General features: G+C 65.1%; 18 protein-coding genes. 11 read left to right on the top strand and 7 right to left on the bottom strand.

Features of this window, described 5'->3' with window-relative positions; translation table 11 throughout:
- Nucleotides 1-75 precede the first annotated feature (75 nt).
- From N5A92_RS12040 to ehuB, 7 genes are all read right to left on the bottom strand, one after another.
- A complete protein-coding gene (locus N5A92_RS12040) occupies nt 76-576 on the bottom strand; it encodes an Lrp/AsnC family transcriptional regulator (RefSeq protein WP_260902934.1) in 501 nt (166 codons plus the stop codon).
- Between the two features lie 50 nt (nt 577-626).
- Nucleotides 627-1,616: a cyclodeaminase gene (locus N5A92_RS12035; protein WP_260902929.1), complete on the bottom strand. Its 990-nt coding sequence runs from the start codon at nt 1,614-1,616 to the stop codon at nt 627-629.
- The gene (gene eutB / locus N5A92_RS12030) at nt 1,606-2,622 is read right to left on the bottom strand and encodes a hydroxyectoine utilization dehydratase EutB (RefSeq protein WP_260902927.1); all 1,017 of its coding nucleotides are present in this window, start codon (nt 2,620-2,622) and stop codon (nt 1,606-1,608) included. Before eutB ends, N5A92_RS12035 begins: the two co-directional genes overlap by 11 nt.
- Nucleotides 2,622-3,398: an ectoine/hydroxyectoine ABC transporter ATP-binding protein EhuA gene (ehuA, locus tag N5A92_RS12025; protein ID WP_313958410.1), complete on the bottom strand. Its 777-nt coding sequence runs from the start codon at nt 3,396-3,398 to the stop codon at nt 2,622-2,624. Before ehuA ends, eutB begins: the two co-directional genes overlap by 1 nt.
- Nucleotides 3,395-4,072, bottom strand: a complete 678-nt coding sequence (gene ehuD, locus N5A92_RS12020) for an ectoine/hydroxyectoine ABC transporter permease subunit EhuD (RefSeq protein ID WP_260902924.1) — start codon at nt 4,070-4,072, stop codon at nt 3,395-3,397. Before ehuD ends, ehuA begins: the two co-directional genes overlap by 4 nt.
- Before the next feature lie 3 nt (nt 4,073-4,075).
- Complete coding sequence (gene ehuC, locus N5A92_RS12015) at nt 4,076-4,798, bottom strand: ectoine/hydroxyectoine ABC transporter permease subunit EhuC (protein ID WP_260902914.1); 723 nt, start codon at nt 4,796-4,798, stop codon at nt 4,076-4,078.
- Nucleotides 4,799-4,947: 149 nt separating this feature from the next.
- Nucleotides 4,948-5,805, bottom strand: a complete 858-nt coding sequence (ehuB, locus tag N5A92_RS12010; protein WP_260902904.1) for an ectoine/hydroxyectoine ABC transporter substrate-binding protein EhuB — start codon at nt 5,803-5,805, stop codon at nt 4,948-4,950.
- 225 nt (nt 5,806-6,030) lie between these two features.
- Here ehuB and N5A92_RS12005 point away from each other — a divergent pair, with 225 nt between their 5' ends.
- From N5A92_RS12005 to N5A92_RS11955, 11 genes are all read left to right on the top strand, one after another.
- Nucleotides 6,031-7,215 carry a M24 family metallopeptidase gene (locus N5A92_RS12005; RefSeq protein WP_260902902.1) on the top strand — a complete coding sequence of 395 codons (1,185 nt, stop codon included), beginning with the start codon at nt 6,031-6,033 and terminating at the stop codon, nt 7,213-7,215.
- 7 nt (nt 7,216-7,222) lie between these two features.
- Nucleotides 7,223-8,380 (top strand): acetylornithine deacetylase, encoded by a 1,158-nt coding sequence (gene argE, locus N5A92_RS12000; RefSeq protein ID WP_260902897.1) that lies wholly within the window; start codon nt 7,223-7,225, stop codon nt 8,378-8,380.
- Between the two features lie 7 nt (nt 8,381-8,387).
- Nucleotides 8,388-9,119 (top strand): GntR family transcriptional regulator, encoded by a 732-nt coding sequence (locus N5A92_RS11995; protein ID WP_260902894.1) that lies wholly within the window; start codon nt 8,388-8,390, stop codon nt 9,117-9,119.
- 67 nt (nt 9,120-9,186) lie between these two features.
- The gene (locus tag N5A92_RS11990; RefSeq protein ID WP_260902892.1) at nt 9,187-11,658 is read left to right on the top strand and encodes a heavy metal translocating P-type ATPase; all 2,472 of its coding nucleotides are present in this window, start codon (nt 9,187-9,189) and stop codon (nt 11,656-11,658) included.
- Nucleotides 11,659-11,866: 208 nt separating this feature from the next.
- Nucleotides 11,867-12,457 (top strand): ANTAR domain-containing response regulator, encoded by a 591-nt coding sequence (locus N5A92_RS11985; RefSeq protein ID WP_260902890.1) that lies wholly within the window; start codon nt 11,867-11,869, stop codon nt 12,455-12,457.
- An 8-nt stretch (nt 12,458-12,465) separates the two neighbouring features.
- Nucleotides 12,466-13,698 (top strand): CmpA/NrtA family ABC transporter substrate-binding protein, encoded by a 1,233-nt coding sequence (locus N5A92_RS11980; protein WP_260902889.1) that lies wholly within the window; start codon nt 12,466-12,468, stop codon nt 13,696-13,698.
- A 540-nt stretch (nt 13,699-14,238) separates the two neighbouring features.
- A complete protein-coding gene (locus N5A92_RS11975) occupies nt 14,239-15,516 on the top strand; it encodes an MFS transporter (protein WP_260902888.1) in 1,278 nt (425 codons plus the stop codon).
- A 28-nt stretch (nt 15,517-15,544) separates the two neighbouring features.
- The gene (gene nirB, locus N5A92_RS11970) at nt 15,545-17,992 is read left to right on the top strand and encodes a nitrite reductase large subunit NirB (RefSeq protein WP_260902887.1); all 2,448 of its coding nucleotides are present in this window, start codon (nt 15,545-15,547) and stop codon (nt 17,990-17,992) included.
- Between the two features lie 4 nt (nt 17,993-17,996).
- Nucleotides 17,997-18,332: a nitrite reductase small subunit NirD gene (gene nirD / locus N5A92_RS11965; RefSeq protein WP_260902886.1), complete on the top strand. Its 336-nt coding sequence runs from the start codon at nt 17,997-17,999 to the stop codon at nt 18,330-18,332.
- Between the two features lie 46 nt (nt 18,333-18,378).
- On the top strand, nt 18,379-19,224 hold the full coding sequence (locus N5A92_RS11960; RefSeq protein WP_260902885.1) for a formate/nitrite transporter family protein: 846 nt from the start codon (nt 18,379-18,381) through the stop codon (nt 19,222-19,224).
- 9 nt (nt 19,225-19,233) lie between these two features.
- Entirely contained in the window at nt 19,234-22,086 is a 2,853-nt protein-coding gene (locus tag N5A92_RS11955; RefSeq protein ID WP_260902883.1) for a nitrate reductase, read from the top strand.
- Nucleotides 22,087-22,134 lie beyond the last annotated feature (48 nt).

Genomic DNA, 22,134 nt, shown 5'->3' with positions numbered 1-22,134 from the left:
TTTTCGGCGGCAAATTTTCCAAGGGAAATGCCGCCTGCCGCCGATGATTCTTCTGAATTTACGGGCGCTTGCCGATCAATCCTTCTGGCGCCCAGATGGGTCCCCAAGTAGGGAGGATAGGGGCATGGCTTTGGGCTGTTTCACCGGCTTCGTGACGATATAGGTAAAGTAGCGCACAAGCCCGACGCGTGCCTCCAGAAGCCCGTCCACCAGGCGCTGATAGCCGTCGATGTCGCGGGCGACGACCTGCAGGATGTAGTCGAAGCCGCCGCCGACGGCCCAGCAGCCGACGATCTCGTCGACCTTCTGCACCCAGCGCTCGAAAAGCTGGAAGTTTTCCGCCCGGTGCCCTTCCAGTTCGGCAGCCATGAAGACGACGACGTGCGGCGCGACTCGGGCAAGCGCCACGTCCGCGTGGTAGCCAGTGATGACACCAGCCTTCTCCAGCCGCTTCAGCCGCTCCCAGCATGGCGCCGGCGTCAGGTTGACGCGCTCGGCAAGCGCCGCCTTTGAGATGCGGCCTTCCTTCTGCAGGATGGAGAGGATTTTCAGGTCGCGGTCGTCGAGTTTGAGCATCTTGGCGTGATCCTGCGGGTAGGGGCGACAAAAACCAGCCCCCACATTTCTCAGCTCTCGATAACGCTCCCCGCACCCGCCACCTTGGCCTCGGCCAGTGCAAACGTCGCAATCGCCGTATCCTGCGCGCCGGTGCCGGTGAGGTCGCAGATCGTCACCTGGTCCTCGTTCGCGCGCCCCGGCTGGCCCTGAAGGATCCCTCCCAGCTCTGCCGGCGTCCCACCTTTCCACACTCCCGCGGCGATGGCCGAACGCAGTTCCCCCAGCTTCTCGCATTGGCTGGCGCGGTCGGCAACATAGAGGTCAACCGCAACGAGCGCCCTCGGGTCGATCTCGTTCTTGCCCTCCTGGTCCGAGCCCATGGCGGTGATATGGAGCCCAGGGTGCAGCCAGTCGGCCTTCAAGATCGGCTCCTCCGCCGGTGTCGTCGTCACGACGAGCTGGCTTTCGGCGACAAGACGGGCGGGATCTTTCTCCGCGCGGGCCTCAATGCCGAGGCTGGCGGCGATATCCTTGGCGCAGGCCGCGGCCTTTTCCGCATTACGGCCCCACACCAGCACCCGCTTGAAGGGCCGCACGAGATGCGCCGCCTCGATCTGCAGGCGCGCCTGCACGCCGGTGCCCATCACGCCCGCCGTCTCCACCGCTTGCGGTGCCAGATGACGGGCGGCGACAGCGCCGGCTGCAGCCGTGCGCACGTCGGTGAGATAGCCATTGTCGAGCAGCAACGCCTCCACTAGGCCGGTCTTCGCTGAAAACAGGATCATCAGCCCGTTGAGGCTCGGCAGGCCGAGTTTCGGATTGTCGAAGAAGCCGGGGCTGACCTTGATGGCGAAGCCGTCGAAACCGGGGATGTAGGCCGTCTTCACGTCCACCTCACCATTGGCCTCGGGGATGGCCATCGAGAGGATCGGCGGCATGACCACCTTTCCGGTGCCGAGGGCGGCGAAGGCTTCCTCCACCACGTCGACGGCCTTCACGTCGAGACGGACGGCGTTGCGCAGCTCGTTTTCGGTGAGGATGAAGATGTCACGCGGCATAAGAAGAGCCCTTGATGAGATAGTCGCCGAGCTTGATGTCGCGACCGTTCATGATGTCGGTGTAGACCGCCATGTCGACGTTGCGGCCCGTGACGATGGTGGCGACGGGGCCTTTCACCGTGCCGAGCTTGCCGGCCATCAGCGCCGCCGCGCCCACAGCGCTCGCGCCCTCGCAGACGATGCGGTCCTCGAAATAATGCGCCTGCATGGCGCGGTAGATCTCTTCCTCGGAAACGAGCACAACATCGTCCAGGCATTCGCGGCACAGTTCGAAGGAGTAGCGGTTGTCGGTACCGATGCCGCCGCCCAGCGAATCGGCCAGGCTTTCCACCTCCGTCACCTCCACAGGCCGACCGGTCTCCAACGCCGCGTACATCGCCGCCCCCCGCTCCATGGTGATGCCGACGACGCGGATCGACGGCTTCATGCGCTTCAGCGCAAAGCCGATGCCGCCGGCAAGCCCGCCGCCCGATAGCGGGATCAGCACGGTCTCCAGGTCCGGCCGCTGCTCCATTAGCTCCAGCCCGATGGTGCCTTGGCCCGCGATGACGGGCAGGGCGTCGAAGGGCGCGATCTCCGTCAGGCCTTCTTCCCGCACGAGCCTTTCGCTTTCCGCCTGCGCCTCGTCCTGGCTCTTGCCGGCGATGCGCACCTCGGCACCGAGGTCGCGGATGCCGTCGACCTTGGACCGCGGCACCAGAGTGGACATGCAGATGACGGCGCGCAGGCCCCGCCTTGCCGCGGCATAGGCCACGCCGCGCCCATGATTGCCGGTGGAGCAGCAGGTCACCCCTGCCGTCTCCGGCGGCAGCAATGCCACGGCACTTGCCGCCCCGCGCAGCTTAAAGGCGCCGGTCGCCTGCGTGATCTCCAGTTTCAGGAGCACGTCGCTGCCGGCAACCTTGCTCAGGAACGGGGAGGAGACGAGCGGCGTGTCGAGGGTGGCGGCACCCTCCATCCTCTGACGCGCGGCCAGAACGTCCGCCAGTGACAACGCATCCTGCATCAGTTGGCCTCTAGGACCGCGCTCAGGAACTGCCGCGTACGCTCTTCCTTCGGTTCGTTGAATATCTCGTCCGGCTTGCCTGCCTCGGCAATCTTGCCGCCGTAGAAGAAGCACACGCGGTCGGCGAATTCGCGCGCGAAGCCCATCTGGTGCGTGACCATGAGCATGGTCAGGTTGTGCTCCGTGCCGAGCTTGCGGATTACGTTCAGGACTTCGCCGACAAGCTCGGGATCAAGCGCTGAAGTCACCTCGTCGAACAGCATCACCTTGGGCCGCATGGCAAGCGCCCGGGCGATCGCCACGCGCTGCTGCTGACCGCCGGAAAGCTGGCTCGGATACTGGTCCTTCTTGTCGCCGAGGCCGACCATGTCGAGCAGTTCCGCCGCCCGCTCGGCGGCTTCCTTCTTCGACAGGCCGAGAACATGGATCGGCGCTTCCATGCAGTTCTTCATCGCCGACATGTGCGGGAATAGGTTGAAGTGCTGGAACACCATGCCGATATTGCCGCGCACCTTGCGCAGATAGCGCTCGTCGGCCGGCACCAGCTTGCCGTTCTTCTGCATATGCGTCAGCGGATCGCCGTCGACATAGATGACGCCGTCATTGATGCGCTCCAGCGTCATCAGCATGCGCAGCACTGTTGTCTTGCCGGAGCCGGACGGGCCGATGATGGCGACTTTCTCGTTGGGCGCGATCTCCAGATTGAGCGAATCGAGAACCGTCAGCGTGCCGTAGCTCTTGGTCACATTGTCGAATTTGACCATGGGTGTGGTCATCGCGCGCCTCCGGGGTTGCGCAGGGTTCTGTTAAGATATGTTTCCACCTGGCGGATAAAGGCGGCCGCTATCAGGCTCATGACCAGGAAGAAGCCGCCGACCAGTGTGATGGGCTCGACGTAGCGGAAGCTCTGGGAACCCAGGATCTTCGCCGTCTGCATGAGCTCCAGCACGGCGATGGCTGAAAGAAGCGGCGTTTCCTTGAACAGCGCCACCAGATAATTGCCGAGTGCCGGCACTACGGGCGGGATCGCCTGCGGGATGATGATGTCGCGGAAGGTGATGTACGGGCTCAGGTTGAGCGCCGTGGAGGCTTCCCACTGGCCCCTCGGCACGTTTTCCAGCCCCGCCCGGTAGACCTCCGAGCAGTAGGAGCCGTAGTGCAGACCGAGAGCGATGACACCGGCCGTCATCGCCGGGAGCACGACGCCGAACTCCGGGAAGACGAAGAAGATGAAGAAGATCTGGATGAGAACCGGCGTCGAGCGGATGAATTCGACGAAGCCGGCGGCCGTCACGGAGATCCAGCCCGTCTTCGACATGCGCAGGATGGCGAGCACCAGTCCGAGCACGGCCGCGAGCGCGAAGCCCAGCAGAGTGGCCTGGATAGTGACGACCGATGCTCTCAAAAGCGTCGGCGTGATCTCCCAGACATAGTTCCAGTCCCAGAACATGGCCTACCTCCCCCGTGCGATGCCGCGAGCGGCGAAGGTTTCGAGCGTGCGCGTGCCGACCGTGATCAGCACCGAAAGGGCCAGATACACGACGAGCACGATGGTGAATATCTCGACCGTGCGGAAGGTGGTCTGGTTCATCTGCTGCGCCTTGAAGGTCAGGTCTGAGATGGTGATCAGCGAGACTAGCGCCGTGGCCTTCAACAGCTCGATGAACAGGTTTCCCCACGGCGGGATCATGGCGACAAAGGCCTGCGGCAGGATGATGCGCCTGAGCGACAGGGCTCGCGGCATGTTGAGCGCAACGGAAGCCTCCCACTGGCCGCGCGGCACCGCATTTACGGCGCCCCGCACCACTTCCGCGCCATAGGCGCCAACATTGAGGCCGAGCGCGGTGATGGCGACCGTCAGCGGATCGAGCAGAATGCCGAAATGCGGCAGGACGAAAAACAGCCAGAAGAGTTGCACCAGCGCCGAGGTGCCGCGGAAGACCTCGATATAGGCGACTGCCAGCCAGCGCAGCGGCAGCGGCCCGTACATCTTAGCCATGGCTGCGATCAGCGCCATGACCATGGCGAGAATGCAGCCGCCGACCGTGATCTGAATGGTGACCGCGGCGCCTTGCAGAAGGCCGGGAATGAATTCGCGGAAACCGGCGAAGCTCGAGACCGCCAAACCCGCGGTGAAGAAGACGATCGCGCAAACCGCGAGCGGACGAAGCTGCATCGCGAGAACCCCTCAACCCCCACTGACGGAAGCATGTATGGCCCCCGCCGTCCGACCCCGTGTTTCACCCACCGCAGGAGTCTGATGCGGATTTGCCTGCCGACGCGCCGCCCATAAGGAGGCGCGTCGGCCCCAAGGCCAGAGGCGTGTCATTCGCCAGCGCAGAGTTCCTCGGTGGTCTTGTTCGGCAGATATGCTTCGCCGAAGCCAAACTGTTCGACCAGCTGGATGTGCTCTTCGGTGCCGATGAATTTTTTCAGCTCTTCATTGAAAGCTTCGTAGAGGGCCTGATCCTCCGGGCGGAAGGCGAAGCCGCCATGGCCCTTCACGGACTCCCCGGCGACCTCGCCGAACGGCTCCGTGGCCTCCACACCCTCATTGTTCTCGGCCATCCGCTCGATCGAAAGGGCCGTCAGCGCCGCCGCGTTGGCGCGTCCGGCCTTCACGGCGCTCACCAGGCTCGACTGGTCCGGCAGGATGACGAGCTGGTCCTGCGGAATGCCCGCCATCTCAGCATAATTGGCTTCGACCGCGCCGGCCATGACAGCGAGCTTCAGGTCACTGTTCTCGGCAACGGTGGCATAGTCCTGGATGTCCTGCGGGTTGCCCTCCTGCACCAGGAAGGCCTGGCCGATGCCGTAGGACGGCTCGGAGAACTGCACCTGCTGGCACCGCTCGGGCGTGATGAACATGCCGGCGGCGATGATGTCGAAACGACCGGCCTTGAGGCCCGGAATGAGCGAGCCGAACTCGGTCAAGACGCCGTCCACCTCGGAAATGCCGATCCTCTCGAGCACCGCCTTGGCTACTTCCGGCGACTCGCCAGTCAGCTCGCCAGCGGGCGTGGCAAATCCGTAGGGAGCCTCATTGGCGAAACCGACGCGGATATAGCCGGCCTCCCGCGCCCGCTCGAGCGCGTCCTGCGCAACCGCCGTGATGGCGGTGGTGCCGAGTGCGGCGGCGACAGCTGCAAGCGCCACCATTCCCTTCAGAACCGTGCGTCTCATGATCTCTCCCTGCTTTTTTCGTGAAAAATGAAATTGCTGGCTAGAAGCGCCTGATGTATACATCATCACGCGGATCGAGGGATTGTCAACGGCCTTCGGTCGGGCTTCAGGTCTCACGAGAGTTCCCGAACATTTCAGACTGCAACATTTGTGCACAACTCGGCCGCGGTCACGGGCGTGACGCTTCCAGGGGCGCCGGGGGAATGACACAGTTCCGGAGGTAGCATGCCCGCATCCCACTTGCCCTTCAGCATCCAGGAATACGCAAACCGGCTGGACAAGACCCGCCGGGCTATGGAAGCGAAAGGGATCGATATCCTGTTCGTCGAGGACCCCTCCAACATGGCGTGGCTCACCGGCTACGACGGCTGGTCCTTCTATGTCCACCAGGGAGTTTTGGTCTTCAAGGACGACGACCCCATCTGGTGGGGCCGTTCCATGGACGGCAACGGCGCCGTGCGTACCTGCTACATGGACGATGAGCGGGTGCTGCGCTACCCCGATCACTATGTGCAGGCCAACACGCTGCATCCCATGCAGCATTTGGCCGAGGTCATCCGCGCCCATGGCTACGCCAACAAGCGCATCGGCGTGGAACTGGAGAACTACTATTTCTCGGCCAAGGCCTATCTCGTGCTGCACGAAGAACTGCCCGACGCCAAGTTCGTCGATGCCACCGGGCTGGTCAACTGGCAGCGCGCGGTGAAGTCGGACGAGGAACTGGTTTTCATGCGCCGCGCCGCGCGCATCTCGGAGAAGATGATCGACGGAATCGTTGAGCGCATCGAGCCGGGCATGAAGAAGAACGACCTGGTGGCCGAGATCTACGGCGACGCCATCCGCGGCGTTGACGACGACTGGGGCGAGTATCCGGCCATCGTGCCGCTCCTGCCTACCGGCTCCGACGCCGCTGCCCCGCATCTGACGTGGGACGGTCGGCGCTTCGAGCAGGGGCACGCCACCTTCTTCGAGATCGCCGGCTGCTACCGCCGCTATCACACGCCCTTCTGCCGCACGGTCTTCCTCGGCACGCCACCGCAATACATGCTTGATGCGGAGAAAGCGCTGGCCGCCGGTATCGAGGCCGGTCTCGATATGGCGCGCGCCGGAAACCGGGCAGGGCAGGTTGCCGAGGCGCTCTACGGCGAATTGGAGAAGGGCGGCATCAGGCGCGACGGGCGTTGCGGCTACTCCATCGGCATTTCCTACCCGCCGGACTGGGGCGAGCGCACCATCTCCTTCCGCCGTGAGGACGAGACAATCCTCGAGCCGGGCATGACCTTCCACTTCATGCCGGGCCTATGGATGGCCGATTGGGGGCTGGAGATCACCGAAAGCATCCTGATCAAGGAAGAAGGGTCGGCGGAAGCGCTGTGCAAGCGGCCGCGCGAGCTGATCGTGAAGGATTAGGACAGCCATGCCCGACATCGCACGAACGCGGCAAATCCTCGCCGACCTAGTGGCCTTTCCCACCGTCTCTGCCGACAGCAATCTGCAGTTGATCGACTACGCGGCGGAAATCCTCGGCGATGCCGGCGCTCGGCTTTCCGTGCACCAGGACGAGGCCGGCACCAAGGCCAATCTCTTCGCCACGCTCGGCCCGGAAGGTGATGGCGGCATCGTGCTGTCGGGTCACACCGACGTGGTGCCTGTGGAGGGGCAGGAATGGACGAGCGACCCGTTCGCCTTGCGCGAGGCGGACGGGCGCCTCTACGGCCGCGGCACGTGCGACATGAAGGGCTTCATCGCCTGCTGCCTCGCCATGGCACCGGTCTTCGCCCAAAAGCCTTTGAAACGACCGCTGCACTTCGCCTTCACCTATGATGAGGAGGTGGGCTGCTTCGGCGCCCGTGCCCTGATGGATGAGCTGGCGCGGGCCGAAATTCGCCCCGCCGCGGCCATCATCGGCGAGCCGACCTTGATGCGCATCATCGAGGGGCACAAAGGCTGCTACGAATACACGACCGAGTTCCGCGGGCTGGAAGGGCACGGCTCCGACCCCGGCCGCGGCGTCAACGCGGTCGAGTATGCGGTGCGCTACGTCTCGCGCCTGATGGCGCTGGCCGAGGAGCTGAAGGTGCGGGCGCCTGCGGAAAGCCGCTTCCACCCGCCCTGGACGACGCTGCAGGTCGGCCTTATGCAGGGCGGCGCGGCACGCAACGTCATTCCGGGCCACTGCACGGTGGAGTGGGAGATGCGGCCGGTGCAGGAGGGGGATGCCGCGTTCGTGAAGGACGATATCCAAGCCTATATCGACCAGGTTCTGCGCCCGGCGATGAAGATCGTCTCCGAGGATGCCGACATCGTCACCCACGTGGTGGGTGAGGTGGAGGGGCTGGAGCCGGTTGCCCAATCGGAGGCGCGGCGCATCGTCTCCGAACTGACGGGCTTGACCGAGGCGGAGGTGGTGGCCTTCGGCACGGAGGCCGGGCTGTTCCAGAGTGCCGGCATCTCCGCCGTCATCTGCGGCCCTGGCTCGATCGAGCAGGCGCACAAGCCGGACGAGTTCGTGTCCGTCGAGCAGTTGTCCGCCTGCCTCGGCATGCTGGAGCGGCTGAGGCCGAAGCTGACGTGAGGCGGCGATGAGCAACGGCAGCGAGGCGCGCGCCCGTTTCGAGCGCATCTACCGGACGCTGCGCCGGCGCATCTGCCTGCTCGACTATCCCCCCGGCCGCCGCCTGCGCGAGGAGGATCTGGCGGAGGAATTCAAGACCAGCCGCACGCCCATACGCCGCGTTCTGGCGCGGCTGGAGGACGAAGGTCTCCTGCGCTCCGTCCACGGCGTCGGCACCATCGTCACCGACATCCATATCGACGACCTGCAGCAGGTCTACCAGCTCCGCGTCGAGCTGGCCGAGCTCGTCGGCAAGCTGTCCCCGGTGCCGCCGGACCGGCGGACGCTGGAGGAATTCCGCCAGCTCATGGCACGTGGCGAGGCGCTGGTCGCCCGGCCCGACGCGCGCGAATTCGCCCGCCTCAACATGGAGTTCTTCCACCTCCTGATGGAGCTCACCGCCAACGAGCCGCTGCGCGAGATTTCCGAGCGGCTCTACTATCAGACGACGCGCAACTGGCTGAAGACGGCCTCGCGGCTTGCCCAGTACCGGGAAATGCTGATGAACGAGATCCGCTTCTTTCTGCGCGAGATGGCCGACACTGTCGCGGCCATAGAGATCGGCGATCTCAAGGTCGTCGGCCATATCAGGCGCTCCCACGTTGCCATGAGCTTCGCCAGGCTTTACGCCGAGGCGCATCCCGCTCGCCAGGAGGAGGGCGAACGCTCGCTCCGACCTGCCGTTTCACGGTCGAGCTGAATACGTCTTGACCTTCCAGTAACTGGAAGCCCTATCTGGACGGCTCGATATGATTCCGGAGAGCCGAATGGAACAGAAAGCACACCACACGTCCCTTGCCGATCAGGCGGAGGTCGTCCGCGACCCGGTTTGCGGTATGACCGTCGATCCGTCAAAAGACAAGCCCAGCTTGAAGCATGCCGGACACACCTATCATTTCTGCAGCGAATCCTGCCGCAAGCGCTTTGCCGCCGACCCGGAGGCTTTTCTGACGGCAAAGGACCCGGTGTGCGGCATGAACGTGGAGCGCGCAACGGCGCGCCATTTCCACCGCCACGACGGCGAGGGTTACTATTTCTGTTCCGCCGGCTGCGCGGAGAAATTCACCGCCGACCCCGAGCGCTATCTGGGGGATAAGCCGAAGCCCGAGCCGATGCCGAAGGGCACAAAGTACACCTGCCCGATGCACCCGGAAATCGTTACCGACGAACCGGGAAGCTGCCCCATCTGCGGCATGGCGCTGGAGCCGATGGGCGTGCCCACGGGCAAGGAAGGCCCCAATCCGGAATTGATCGACTTCACCCGCCGCCTCTGGGTTAGCGCCATCCTGGCGATACCGCTGGTGGTGCTCGCTATGGGGCCGATGGTGGGCTTGCCCGTGCGGCATTGGCTCGGCGAGCCGTTGGCGGGCTGGCTCGAACTCCTGCTGGCGACGCCGGTGGTGTTGTGGGCGGCCGCGCCCTTCTTCCACCGCGGCTGGCAGTCGATCGTCAACCGCAGTCCCAACATGTGGACGCTGATCGCCATCGGCGTCGGCGCGGCCTATGGCTACAGCGTCGTTGCCACGCTTTTCCCGGAGATATTCCCCGCCTCTTTCCGAACCCATGGAGGCACCGTCCCGGTCTATTTCGAGGCCGCGGTGGTGATCGTGACGCTCATCTTCGTCGGTCAGGTGCTGGAACTGAAGGCGCGCGAGCGCACGGGCTCGGCCATTCGTGCGCTGCTCGACCTATCGCCCAAGACGGCGCGCCGCATCGGCGCCGACGGCAAGGAGACGGACGTGCCGCTCGAGGAGGTGCAGGTGGGCGACCTCCTGCGCGTGCGGCCGGGCGACGCCGTGCCGGTCGACGGCGTGGTGGAGGAGGGCCGCTCCTCGCTCGACGAATCCATGATCTCCGGCGAGCCCCTGCCGGTGGAGAAGGAGGCCGGCGACCAACTCACCGGCGGCACGCTCAACAAGAACGGAACGCTGGTCATGCGCGCCGAGCGGGTGGGCAGCGAGACCATGCTGGCGAAGATCGTCGAGATGGTGGCCTCGGCCCAGCGTTCGCGCGCACCGATCCAGGGGCTGGCCGACTGGGTGGCGTCCTGGTTCGTGCCCACGGTGGTGGCGATCGCCGTGCTTGCCTTCATCGTCTGGGGTATCTTCGGACCGCAGCCGAGCATGATCTTCGCCATCGTCTCGGCGGTCTCCGTGCTTATCATCGCCTGTCCCTGTGCGTTGGGGCTGGCCACGCCGATGTCGATCATGACAGCCACCGGCCGCGGCGCTCAAGGCGGCGTCCTGATCCGCGACGCCGAGGCGCTGGAGCGTTTTGCCCGCGTCGACACGCTGATCGTCGACAAGACCGGCACGCTCACCGAAGGACGGCCGAAACTGACTGACGTGGTGACGACCGAGGGCATCGAGCGCGCCGAGCTTCTGTCGCTGGCCGCAAGCCTGGAGCGCGGCTCGGAGCATCCGCTTGCCGAGGCCATCGTCGAAGGGGCGGAAGCTGAAGGCGCCACCCTTTCCAATGCCGTCGACTTCGAGGCCGTGACTGGTAAGGGCGTCTCGGGCGTGGTGTCTGGCAGGCGCGTGGCGCTCGGCAACGCGGCCATGATGAAGGCGTTCGGCTTCGATTCCGGGCCGCTTGCCGGGCAGGCCGAGAGCCTGCAGGCCGAAGGCAAAACGGCCATGTTCGTCGCCATCGACGGCAAGGCGGCCGGCATCGTCGCCGTCGCCGATCCCATCAAGGAAACGACGGCCGGCGCCATCCGCGCCCTCCACGATCTGGGCCTCACCATCATCATGGCGACCGGCGACAACGAACGCACCGCCCGCGCCGTGGCCGAAAAACTCGGTATCGACGACGTGCGCGCCGAGGTCCTGCCGGAGGACAAGAAGGCGCTGGTCGACGAGTTCCATGCACGTGGCGCCAAGGTGGCCATGGCCGGCGACGGCGTCAACGACGCGCCCGCACTTGCCGCGGCGGAAGTCGGCATCGCCATGGGCACCGGCGCCGACGTGGCCATGGAAAGCGCCGGCATCACGCTGGTGAAGGGAGATCTGACGGGCATCGTCAGGGCGCGTAAGCTCGCCCGCGCGACGATCCGCAACATCAAGCAGAACCTCTTCTTCGCCTTCGTCTACAACGCCGCCGGCGTGCCCATCGCCGCCGGTATCCTCTATCCGGTCTTCGGCGTGCTCCTGTCGCCGATGATCGCCGCGGCGGCCATGAGCCTGTCGTCGGTCTCCGTCATCGGCAATGCGCTTAGGTTGAGGCGCGTCCAGCTTTAGCGGCTGGTGTTGGCGCGGCTCTGCAAAGACGCGCGTCATCCCGGAAGTCGGAGCGAACCGGAGACTGTCCGGGACCCATTCCGTGACGTCGACGTTCCGGAATGGGTCCCCGGCAAGCCTTCAACTTCCCCGGGATGACGACCCGTTGGAACCGCGTGCGCCCAAATTTTTGCATTGCACAATCATTGTGCATGCGCAAAATAGAGGCATGCCGTCTCGTTCGCTCTCCGTCCTGGTCATCGACGAAAATACCGTGCGCGCCGCCATCATCGAGGCGGGGCTGCGCGAGGCCGGCCACGAACAGGTCACCGTCGTGCACGACGTCAACGGCATCGCCCAGCGTATCGCCGAGATCCAGCCCGATGTCATCGTCATCGATCTGGAAAACCCCAACCGCGACATGCTGGAGGCGATGTTCAACCTGTCGCGCGCTGTCAGGCGGCCGATCGCCATGTTCGTCGACCAGTCCGACCAGAGCGCCATCGAGGCGGCGGTGGATGCCGGCGTTTCGGCCTATGTGGTCGATGGGCTGAGGCAGGAGCGCGTCAAGCCGATCGTCGACATGGCGATCAGCCGCTTCAACGCCTATTCGCGCCTTGCGCGCGAACTGGAAGAGGCGAAGAGCGCGCTTGAAGGCCGCAAACTCGTCGACCGGGCCAAGGGCATCCTCATGCGCTCAAAGGGAATTTCCGAGGAGGAGGCCTACACGCTGCTCCGCCGCACGGCGATGAACCAGAACCGCAAGATTTCGGAAATCGCCCAGAGCCTGATCCTGGCCTCCGGGCTGCTCGACGAGTGAGGCGCGCAATGAGCGACCACCACATCACCGCCGGTTTCCTGCCGCTGCTCGACAGCGCCATCCTGGTGGCGGCGCGTGAGAAAGGTTTTGCGGCGGTGGAAGGCGTCGATCTGACGCTGGTGCGCGAAACCTCCTGGGCGAGCATCCGCGACCGCATCGCTGTCGGCCATTTCGAGGTGGCGCACATGCTGGCGCCCATGCCGATCGCCGCCAATCTCGGCCTGACGCCGATGCGCCTGAACCTCATTGCGCCGCTGGCGCTCGGCCTCGGCGGCAACGCCGTCACCGTCAGCAACGCCCTGTGGCAGGCGATGGCGGAAGCCGGCGCTACCGGGCCGGACGATCCGGCAGCAGCAGGGGCGGCGCTCAGGAAGGTGATCGAGGGCCGGCGGGAGCAGGGGGGCGACAGACTGCGCTTGGGCGTCGTCCATCCCCATTCGGGGCACAATTTCGAGCTGCGCTACTGGCTCGCTGCCTGCGGCATTGATCCCGAGCGCGACATCGACATTACCATCGTGCCGCCGCCATTGACGGCCGACGCCATGGCCGCCGGCCGCATCGACGGCTTCTGCGTCGGCGAACCGTGGAACAGCGTGGCGGTGGCCGCCGGCCATGCCCGCATCGCCACGGTCAAGGCGGCCATCTGGCGGTCGAGCCCGGAAAAGGTGCTGGGCGTGCGCGCTGACTGGGCCGAGGCGCACAGTGATACGCTCGCCCGCCTCCTGCGCGCGCTCTACCGCGCCGCCGCCTGGTGCGGCGAAGCGGAAAACCACGAGGAACTGGCGGCGATCCTCTCCGGCGAAGCCTATCTCGGCCAGCCTGCGAAACTCCTCCTCGGCGCGCTCGACGGGCGGTTGGAGACGGGCAACGGCATCCACCGCTTCCCCGATTTCTTTCTGCCGGTAGAGAAGGCGGCAACCTTTCCCTGGCAGAGCCATGCGCTTTGGTTCTATTCGCAGATGGTGCGCTGGGGGCAGGTTCCACACACGGAGGTGAACACAGAGAAGGCAAGGGCCTCCTTCCGCCCCGACATCTACCGCGCCGCCCTCGGCCCCCTCGGCGCGGCACTGCCATCCGCCAGCATGAAGGTGGAGGGCGCATTGACAGCCCCGACGCCCGTGGGCGCGACCTCCGGCCGGCTGACCCTCGGTCCCGACGGCTTCTTCGACGGGGCCATATTCGACCCGGCGAAACTGGGCGACTACATCGTCGGCCAAAAGCCTGCCGGTGCGGTGGATTGATCGAGCGGCCTAGCTGGTGACCGCCGGCGTAGCGTCGATGTTCTGGCATAGATCCCCGGGTCAAGCCCGAGGATGACGAAGTGAAATATCTGCATGATTCTCCAACGTCGAGACGAGCGGCAACGCCTCCACCTTCGTCATCCTCGGGCTTGACCCGAGGATCCATTCCGGAACGACCCTAGAAATTCACTGCCTAATTCGCAGGCACATTGCGGGCATGCCTAAAGTTTGATCGCTGCGCTGCAGCATTAGTCACCAGAATCAGCAGCGCCGGTGAAGGGGTGCAAATTCTCTTTTAAGTAACCCATTGAAAACAAACGAATCCACTCTCGAAACTGAAGTTGGCACGCCCCGTGCATAGCTAAAAGCGGGTCCAGAGGGGACACCAAAAACAAGCGTCCAATGAAGGGCGCTGAGGCAAAGCTGCCGATCGGGGATTGCCGCCGTTGACCGCGGGCGAGCGATTTCTGGCCGGCAGCTTTTCTTTTTGCAGCAACGAAAACCTCGCACGAGGCACGAGCAGTTGGATTGGAACAGCCGATGACCGCATCAACGCCAGCCGCACAAACGCAAGACACCACGCCCACGCGCGCGCTCACAATGTCCACCGTCGCATTCACGGTCTGCTTCGCCGTGTGGACGATATTTTCCATCATCGGCGTGCGCATCAAGGATGATCTGGGGCTTTCCGAGACCCAGTTCGGCCTGCTCGTCGGCACGCCGATCCTCACCGGCTCGCTCGTTCGCATGTTGCTCGGCATCTGGACCGACCGCTACGGCGGCCGCCTCGTCTACACCGCCACCATGCTGGCGGCGGCGATCGCCACCTTCCTGCTCTCCTTCGCCCATACCTATACTCAGATGCTTATCGCGGCCCTCGGGGTCGGCATCGCCGGCGGTTCCTTCGCCGTCGGCGTCGCCTATGTCTCGCGCTTCTATCCGGCTGAGAAACAGGGCACCGCGCTCGGCATCTTCGGCGTCGGCAACGTGGGCGCCGCGGTGACCAAGTTCCTCGCCCCCTTCTTGCTGATCGCCTGGGGCTGGGCGGCCGTCGCCCAGGTGTGGGCCCTGGTGCTGGTCGTCATGGCGGTGGTCTTCTGGTTCACCACAGGAGACGATCCGGTGATCCGCGCCCAGCGCGCCGGCCAGCTCCGCCGGCGCAGCTTCGCGTCCGAGTTCGAGCCGCTGAAGAACCTGCAGGTCTGGCGTTTCGCGCTCTACTACTTCTTCGTCTTCGGGGCCTTCGTTGCGCTGGCCCTGTGGCTGCCGCGCTATCTGATCGGCGTTTACGGCTTCGACATCGCCACCGCCGGCATGATCGGTGCGGCCTATTCCATCCCCGCCTCTGTCTTCCGCGCCTATGGCGGCGCGCTGTCGGATAAGGCGGGCGCGCGCACAGTCATGTACTGGACCTTCGCCGTCTCCGCCGTCTGCACAGCTCTTCTGTCGATACCGGCGGCCGACTACATGGTGCAGGGCATCGACGGCCCCAAGACCTTCCACTTCGAAGTCGGCCCCTGGGCCTTCGTCGTCCTCATCTTCGTGCTTGGCTTCTTCATGAGCCTCGGCAAGGCCGCCGTCTACAAGCACATCCCCGTCTACTACCCGCAGAACGTCGGCGCGGTGGGCGGTCTCGTGGGCATGATCGGCGGGCTTGGCGGCTTCGTCCTGCCGCTGCTCTTCGGCTACCTCAACGACCTTACCGGCCTGTGGACGAGCTGCTTCATGGCGCTCTTCGTCCTCGTCGCCTTCTCGCTCGCCTGGATGCATTTCGCCGTGCGCCGGATGGAGCGGCGCACCGAGATGCAGCCGGCTTGAAACCGCCCGCGAAAGGGAAAGGATATCCATGACTGAGAAACTCGTCGTCGTCGGTGCCGGAATGGCCTCCGGGCGCATGCTCGAGCACCTGTTCGAGGCCAATCCGGACGCCTTCGACGTAACCCTCTTCGGTGCCGAGCCGCGCGGCAACTACAACCGCATCATGCTCTCGCCAGTGCTGGCCGGCGAAAAGACCTATGACGAGATCGTCACCCACGACGCGAATTGGTATGCCGAAAACGGTGTGAACTGCCGCTTCGGCGAGACCGTTACCAGGATCGACCGCAAGGCCAAGGTGGTTTTCTCCGGCGAGCGCGAGACACCTTACGATAAGCTGGTAATCGCCACCGGCTCCGCACCCTTCATCATCCCCATCGCCGGCAAGGACCTGCCCGGCGTCATGGCCTTCCGCGACCTCGACGACGTCGATGCCATGGCGGCGGCGGCCGGGAAGCCGAATGCCAAGGCGGTCGTCATCGGCGGCGGCCTTTTGGGCCTCGAGGCGGCTGCCGCCTTGCGCTTGCGCGGCATGGAGGTGGTGGTGCTGCACCTGATGGGCCACCTGATGGAGCGCCAGCTCGACCCGGCCGCAGGTTATCTTCTGCAGAAGGAGCTGGAGGGCAGGGGGATAAAGATCCACTGCAAGGCGCAGACCAAGGCCGTCCTCGGCGAGGAGAGGGCCGAGGCCGTGGTTCTGGAAGACGGCACGATCTATCCCGCCGATATCGTCGTCATGGCTGTCGGCATCCGGCCGGAGACCCGCATCGCCGTCGACGCCGGCCTTTATGTGGAGCGCGGCATCGTCGTCAACGACCAGATGGTCTCCTCCGATCCCGACATCCTGGCCGTCGGCGAGTGCGTCGAGCATGAAAGCATCTGCTACGGCCTCGTCGCCCCGCTCTACGACATGGCCAAGGTGGCGGCGAAGACACTCGTCAAAGAGGACGCCGCCTTCCGTCCCGTGGAGACCGCCACCCAGCTTAAAGTGACCGGCGTAAACCTCTATTCCGCGGGCGATTTCGCCGAGGGCGACGACCGCGAGGAGATCGTCCTGCGCGATGGCTCGGCCGGCATCTACAAGCGCCTGGTGCTGAAGGAAAACCGTATTCTCGGCGCTGTGCTCTATGGAGAGACGGCCGACGGCTCCTGGTTTTTCAACATGCTCAAGAAGGGCACTGACGTCGCCGAGATGCGTGACACCCTCATTTTCGGCCAAGCCTATCAGGGAGGGGGTCAGCTGGACCCTATGGCGGCCGTTGCAGCCTTGCCGGATGATACGGAGATCTGCGGCTGCAACGGCGTATGCAAGGGAAAGATCGTCGGCACGATCACCGAAAAGGGCCTGACGACGCTCGACGCCGTGCGCGCCCATACCAAGGCCTCCAATTCCTGCGGCACCTGCACCGGGCTCGTCGAGCAGCTGATGCGGCTCACCCTGGGTGACACCTACAATCCGGCCGCGGTGCAGCCCATGTGCGGCTGCACCGACCTTGGCCATGACGACGTGCGCCGCCTCATCAAGGCGAAGGGGCTGAAGACCATCCCCGCCGTCATGCAGGAGCTGGAATGGAAGACTTCCTGCGGCTGCGCCAAGTGCCGCCCCGCGCTCAACTATTATCTCGTGGCCGACTGGCCGGACGAATATGCCGACGACTACCAGTCGCGCTTCGTCAACGAGCGCGTGCACGCCAACATCCAGAAGGATGGTACGTACTCGGTGGTCCCGCGCATGTGGGGCGGCGTGACCAGCTCCAAGGAGCTACGTGCCATCGCCGATGTGGTCGACAAGTTCAATATTCCGACCGTCAAGGTCACCGGCGGCCAGCGTATCGACATGCTGGGCATCCAAAAAGAGGACCTGCCCGCCGTCTGGGCCGATCTCAGCAAGGCCGGCTTCGTCTCGGGCCATGCCTATGCCAAGGGCCTCAGAACCGTGAAAACCTGCGTCGGCTCCGACTGGTGCCGCTTCGGCACGCAGGATTCCACCGGCCTCGGCATCCGCATCGAAAAGTTCATGTGGGGCTCCTGGACGCCGGCCAAGGTGAAGATGGCCGTCTCCGGCTGTCCGAGGAACTGCGCCGAGGCCACCTGCAAGGATGTCGGCGTCGTCTGTGTCGATTCAGGCTTCGAGATTCATTTCGCCGGTGCCGCCGGCCTCGACATCAAGGGCACCGAGGTGCTGGGCCTGGTGAAGACGGAAGACGAAGCGCTGGAGGTGATCGTGGCGCTCGTCCAGATGTACCGCGAGCAGGCACGCTATCTGGAACGCATCTACAAATGGGCCAAGCGCGTCGGCATCGAAGAGATCCGCCGCCAGATCATGGAAGACACTGGCAAGCGCAAGGCCTTTTTCGACCGCTTCGTCTTCTCCCAGAAATTCGCCCAGGTGGATCCCTGGTCCGAGCGCGTCTCGGGCAAGGACAAGCACGAGTTCAAACCCATGGCCGAACTGGGCTTCCCCCAGGCAGCGGAGTGAAACGATGAGCGACTGGATCGAGGTCGGCAAGCTCGATGACATCCCGCAGCGCGGTGCGCGCTGCGTCAACACCCCCATCGGACGGATCGCCGTCTTCCGCACCGCCACCGACGAGGTCTACGCCATCGAGGACCGCTGCCCACACAGGGGCGGCCCCCTGAGCCAGGGCATCGTGCACGGGGCGCAGGTCACCTGTCCGCTGCACAACTGGGTCTTTTCGCTGGAGACCGGGGATGCCCAGGGCGCCGACGAAGGCGCTGTGCGCACCTTTGCGCTCAAGCGCGAGGGCGAGCGCATTCTCATGGACGCCTCGATAATGCTGGCCGTGGCGGCGGAGTAGGGGTCCCGCCGCCATCTTCTTCCTTCCAACCCAGGAGAGCGATTGCATGGCCTATGTTGTACCCAATGAATTCGTGACCAAGATGATCGACGCCGGCGAGGCGAAGGTGTTCATGTCGACGCGCGACACCCTGATCCGCGCCTTCATGGCCGGTGCCATACTGGCGCTCGCTGCCGCCTTCGCCGTCACCATCACGGTGCAGACCGGAGAGCCGCTGGCCGGCGCCATACTCTTCCCCGTGGGCTTCTGCCTGCTTTATCTGATGGGCTTCGATCTTCTGACCGGCGTCTTCACGCTCGTGCCGCTGGCTCTCATCGACAAGCGGCCGGGCGTCACATGGGCCGGGGTTATGCGCAACTGGTGGCTTGTCTTTGTCGGCAATTTCGCCGGTGCCCTGCTCGTAGCGCTGATGATGGCGATCACCTTCACCTACGGCTTCAGTGAGGCGCCGAACGCGGTCGGCCAGAAGATCGGCACCATCGGCGAGGGCCGCACGGTGGGCTATGCCGCCTATGGCGCTGCCGGAATGCTTACCCTCTTCATCCGCGGCGTGCTTTGCAACTGGATGGTCTCGACGGGCGTCGTGGCGGCGATGATGTCGACCTCCGTTTCGGGCAAGGTCATCGGCATGTGGATGCCCATCATGCTGTTCTTCTACATGGGCTTCGAGCACTCGATCGTAAACATGTTCCTGTTCCCCTCGGGCCTGATGCTTGGCGGCAACTTCTCGATCATGGACTACCTCCTATGGAACGAGATCCCCACCGTGGTCGGCAACCTAGTGGGCGGCCTGACCTTTGTCGGCCTCACGCTCTATTCCACCCACCACCGCACCGGCCCGAAGCGCGAGCCGGGCGACATGGCCGCCCCCGCCCGCGTCCCGGCCGAATAGGACGGCGCGATGACGCAGACGGCCAGCCTCCCCACGAAAACAACCTGTCCGTATTGCGGGGTCGGCTGCGGCGTCCTGGCGGCTCTGGAGCCCGACGGCTCGGTATCGATCAAGGGTGACCCCGAGCACCCGGCCAATTTCGGTCGGCTCTGCTCGAAAGGCTCCGCCCTTGCCGAAACCGTCGGCCTCGAGGAGCGGCTGCTTTACCCGGAGATCGGCGGCCGCCGCGCCGGCTGGGACGAGGTGCTCGATCTGGTGGCGCAAAATTTTGCGGCGGCGGTCGCCGAGCACGGCCCCGATTCCGTCGCCTTCTATGTCTCGGGCCAGCTTCTCACGGAGGACTATTACGTCGCCAACAAGCTGATGAAAGGCTTCATCGGCTCGGCCAACATCGACACCAACTCCCGCCTGTGCATGGCCTCGTCCGTCGCCGGCCACCGCCGCGCCTTCGGCTCCGACACGGTGCCGGGAACCTACGAGGACCTGGAGCTTGCCGACCTCGTGGTCCTCACCGGCTCCAATCTCGCCTGGTGCCATCCCGTGCTCTACCAGCGGCTCGCCGCCGCCAAGGAAAAGCGCCCCGAGATGAAGGTGGTGCTCGTCGACCCGCGCCGTACCATGACCGCCGACATCGCCGACCTGCATCTGGCAATCGCGCCGGACGGCGACGTGGCACTCTTCGCCGGCCTGCTGCGCTACCTCGCGGAAAAGGAAGTTCTTCAAGAAGGTTACATCGAAAAGCACACAACCGGCTTCAACCAGGCATTGGCGGCAGCCGGGCAGCTGACGGTCGACGAGGTGGCCGCTTCCACAGGGCTGCAACCAGCCGAGATCGAGACTTTTTACCAGCTTTTCGCCGAACACGAGCGCACTGTCACCGTCTACAGCCAAGGCGTCAACCAGTCCGCCGCCGGCACCGACAAGGTGAATGCGATCCTCAACTGCCATCTGGCGACCGGCCGCATCGGCCGTCCCGGCATGGGCCCGTTCTCCGTCACCGGTCAGCCCAACGCCATGGGCGGGCGCGAGGTCGGCGGGCTCGCCAACATGCTGGCCGCCCACATGGACCTGGAGAACGGCTTGCACCGCAATCTTGTGCAGCACTTCTGGCGCGCCCCGCGCATGGCGGAAAAGCCTGGGCTCAAGGCCGTGGACATGTTTGAGGCCGTTGCCGACGGGCGCATCAAGGCGCTGTGGATCATGGCCACCAATCCCGCCGACTCGCTGCCCGACGCCGACGCCGTGGAAGCGGCGCTGAAAACCTGCCCCTTCGTCGTCGTCTCCGACATAGCGTCCGAGACCGACACACTCCGCCACGCCCATGTGAAGCTGCCGTCGACCGGCTGGGGCGAGAAAGACGGCACGGTGACGAATTCCGAGCGCCGCATCTCCCGCCAGCGCGCCTTTCTGCCGGCGCCCGGCGAGGCGCGGCCGGATTGGTGGCAGATCGTCGAAGTGGCGAAGCGGATGGGTTTCGCGCAAGCCTTCGCCTATTCGAGTCCCGTCGAGGTCTTCCGCGAGCATGCCGGGCTGTCGGCCCATGAGAACAACGGCGCGCGAGATTTCGACATCGGCGCCTATGCCGGCATCACGGCGCCCGAGTACGCGGCCCTGCCGTCATTCCAGTGGCCGGCACCAGCAGGGGACGCGCGGGTCCACCCCCCAGCTGTCATCCCGGAAGCCGCAGCGAAGCGGAGGCTGTCGGGGACCCATTCCGAAACGTGGAGGAGTCACGGAACGGGCCCCGGCTCGCGGGAGCAAAGCTCCCTTGGCCGGGATGACGACGGACGAGAGACAGGCATGCCCCGACCAGAGCTTCGGAGGGTGGAGGGGAACAGTATTCGCTTCTTCGCCGCCGGCAACTTCTACACCCCCGACCGCCGCGCCCGCTTCCTGCCCGTGGCGCCGCGCCCCCGCGCCGTGACGGACGCCGCCTTCCCCTTCACTCTCAACACCGGCCGCGTGCGCGACCACTGGCACACCATGACCCGCACGGCCAAAAGCCCGCGCCTTTCCGGCCACATGGCCGAGCCCTATGCCGAGCTTCATCCAGCCGATGCCGCACGCTTCGGCATTGGCGAAGCGGAGCTGGTGCGGGTGGAAAGCAGCCATGGCGCGGTCCTCGTGCGCGCTCTCGTCTCACCAAGGCAGCGCCAGGGCTCCGTCTTCGTGCCCATGCACTGGACCGACCAGTTCTCCGCCAGGGGCCGCGTCGATGCGCTGGTGCCCCCCATTACCGACCCTCATTCGGGCCAGCCCGCCTCCAAGAACGTCGCCGTCCGCCTCACCCGCTTCGAGGCCGAGTACTACGGCTTTGCCGTCTCCGCCTCGCGGCCCGTCATGGACGGGCTCGACTACTGGGCATTGGCACGCTGCACCGACGGCTGGCGCCTCGAGCTTGCCCACGGCAAGCCGTTGGAGACGCCTGAAAACCTCCTGCGCCGGCTCCTGATCCTGGCCCCGCACGGCGTGGAAATCATCGCCTATCACGATGCCCGCCAGGGCAGTCACCGTATGGCCGCATTCGATGGCGACAGGCTCCTCGGCGCCCTCTATCTCTCAAGAGCCCCCGTCGCCGCCTCGCGCGGCTTCGCCGTCGAGCAGCTCGGCGAGCCGCATCCCGATCCACGCTCCCGCTACCGCGTCATCGCCGGCAGGGCAGGGGCCGACCGGCCGGACCCCGGCGCCATCGTCTGCTCCTGCTTCGGCGTCGGCGCTAACCAGATCGCCGCCGCCGCCCGCGGCGGCTGCACCAGCGTGGCGGCCATCGGCGAAACCTTACAAGCCGGCACCAACTGCGGCTCCTGCCGGGCAGAGATCAGGGGGATTCTTGAGGCGAATTTGGTGGTTGCGGCTGAATAGTGAATAGTGAATAGTGAGTAGTCAGTAGAGCAGCGGCGGAATGCATCA

Source organism: Chelativorans salis (assembly GCF_025336525.1).
Lineage (GTDB): Bacteria > Pseudomonadota > Alphaproteobacteria > Rhizobiales > Rhizobiaceae > Chelativorans > Chelativorans salis.
This window is presented reverse-complemented; position numbering and strand designations above follow the sequence as displayed.

Coding starts and splice junctions, on each gene's coding strand:
- N5A92_RS11985 (WP_260902890.1), top strand. CDS start 11,867: ATGCCGTCTCGTTCGCTCTCCGTCCTGGTCATCGACGAAAATACCGTG.
- N5A92_RS11990 (WP_260902892.1), top strand. CDS start 9,187: ATGGAACAGAAAGCACACCACACGTCCCTTGCCGATCAGGCGGAGGTC.
- N5A92_RS12040 (WP_260902934.1), bottom strand. CDS start 576: ATGCTCAAACTCGACGACCGCGACCTGAAAATCCTCTCCATCCTGCAG.
- N5A92_RS12035 (WP_260902929.1), bottom strand. CDS start 1,616: ATGCCGCGTGACATCTTCATCCTCACCGAAAACGAGCTGCGCAACGCC.
- N5A92_RS11995 (WP_260902894.1), top strand. CDS start 8,388: ATGAGCAACGGCAGCGAGGCGCGCGCCCGTTTCGAGCGCATCTACCGG.
- N5A92_RS12005 (WP_260902902.1), top strand. CDS start 6,031: ATGCCCGCATCCCACTTGCCCTTCAGCATCCAGGAATACGCAAACCGG.
- N5A92_RS11980 (WP_260902889.1), top strand. CDS start 12,466: ATGAGCGACCACCACATCACCGCCGGTTTCCTGCCGCTGCTCGACAGC.
- nirB (WP_260902887.1), top strand. CDS start 15,545: ATGACTGAGAAACTCGTCGTCGTCGGTGCCGGAATGGCCTCCGGGCGC.
- ehuD (WP_260902924.1), bottom strand. CDS start 4,072: ATGTTCTGGGACTGGAACTATGTCTGGGAGATCACGCCGACGCTTTTG.
- ehuB (WP_260902904.1), bottom strand. CDS start 5,805: ATGAGACGCACGGTTCTGAAGGGAATGGTGGCGCTTGCAGCTGTCGCC.
- N5A92_RS11975 (WP_260902888.1), top strand. CDS start 14,239: ATGACCGCATCAACGCCAGCCGCACAAACGCAAGACACCACGCCCACG.
- ehuA (WP_313958410.1), bottom strand. CDS start 3,398: ATGACCACACCCATGGTCAAATTCGACAATGTGACCAAGAGCTACGGC.
- N5A92_RS11955 (WP_260902883.1), top strand. CDS start 19,234: ATGACGCAGACGGCCAGCCTCCCCACGAAAACAACCTGTCCGTATTGC.
- N5A92_RS11960 (WP_260902885.1), top strand. CDS start 18,379: ATGGCCTATGTTGTACCCAATGAATTCGTGACCAAGATGATCGACGCC.
- nirD (WP_260902886.1), top strand. CDS start 17,997: ATGAGCGACTGGATCGAGGTCGGCAAGCTCGATGACATCCCGCAGCGC.
- eutB (WP_260902927.1), bottom strand. CDS start 2,622: ATGCAGGATGCGTTGTCACTGGCGGACGTTCTGGCCGCGCGTCAGAGG.
- argE (WP_260902897.1), top strand. CDS start 7,223: ATGCCCGACATCGCACGAACGCGGCAAATCCTCGCCGACCTAGTGGCC.
- ehuC (WP_260902914.1), bottom strand. CDS start 4,798: ATGCAGCTTCGTCCGCTCGCGGTTTGCGCGATCGTCTTCTTCACCGCG.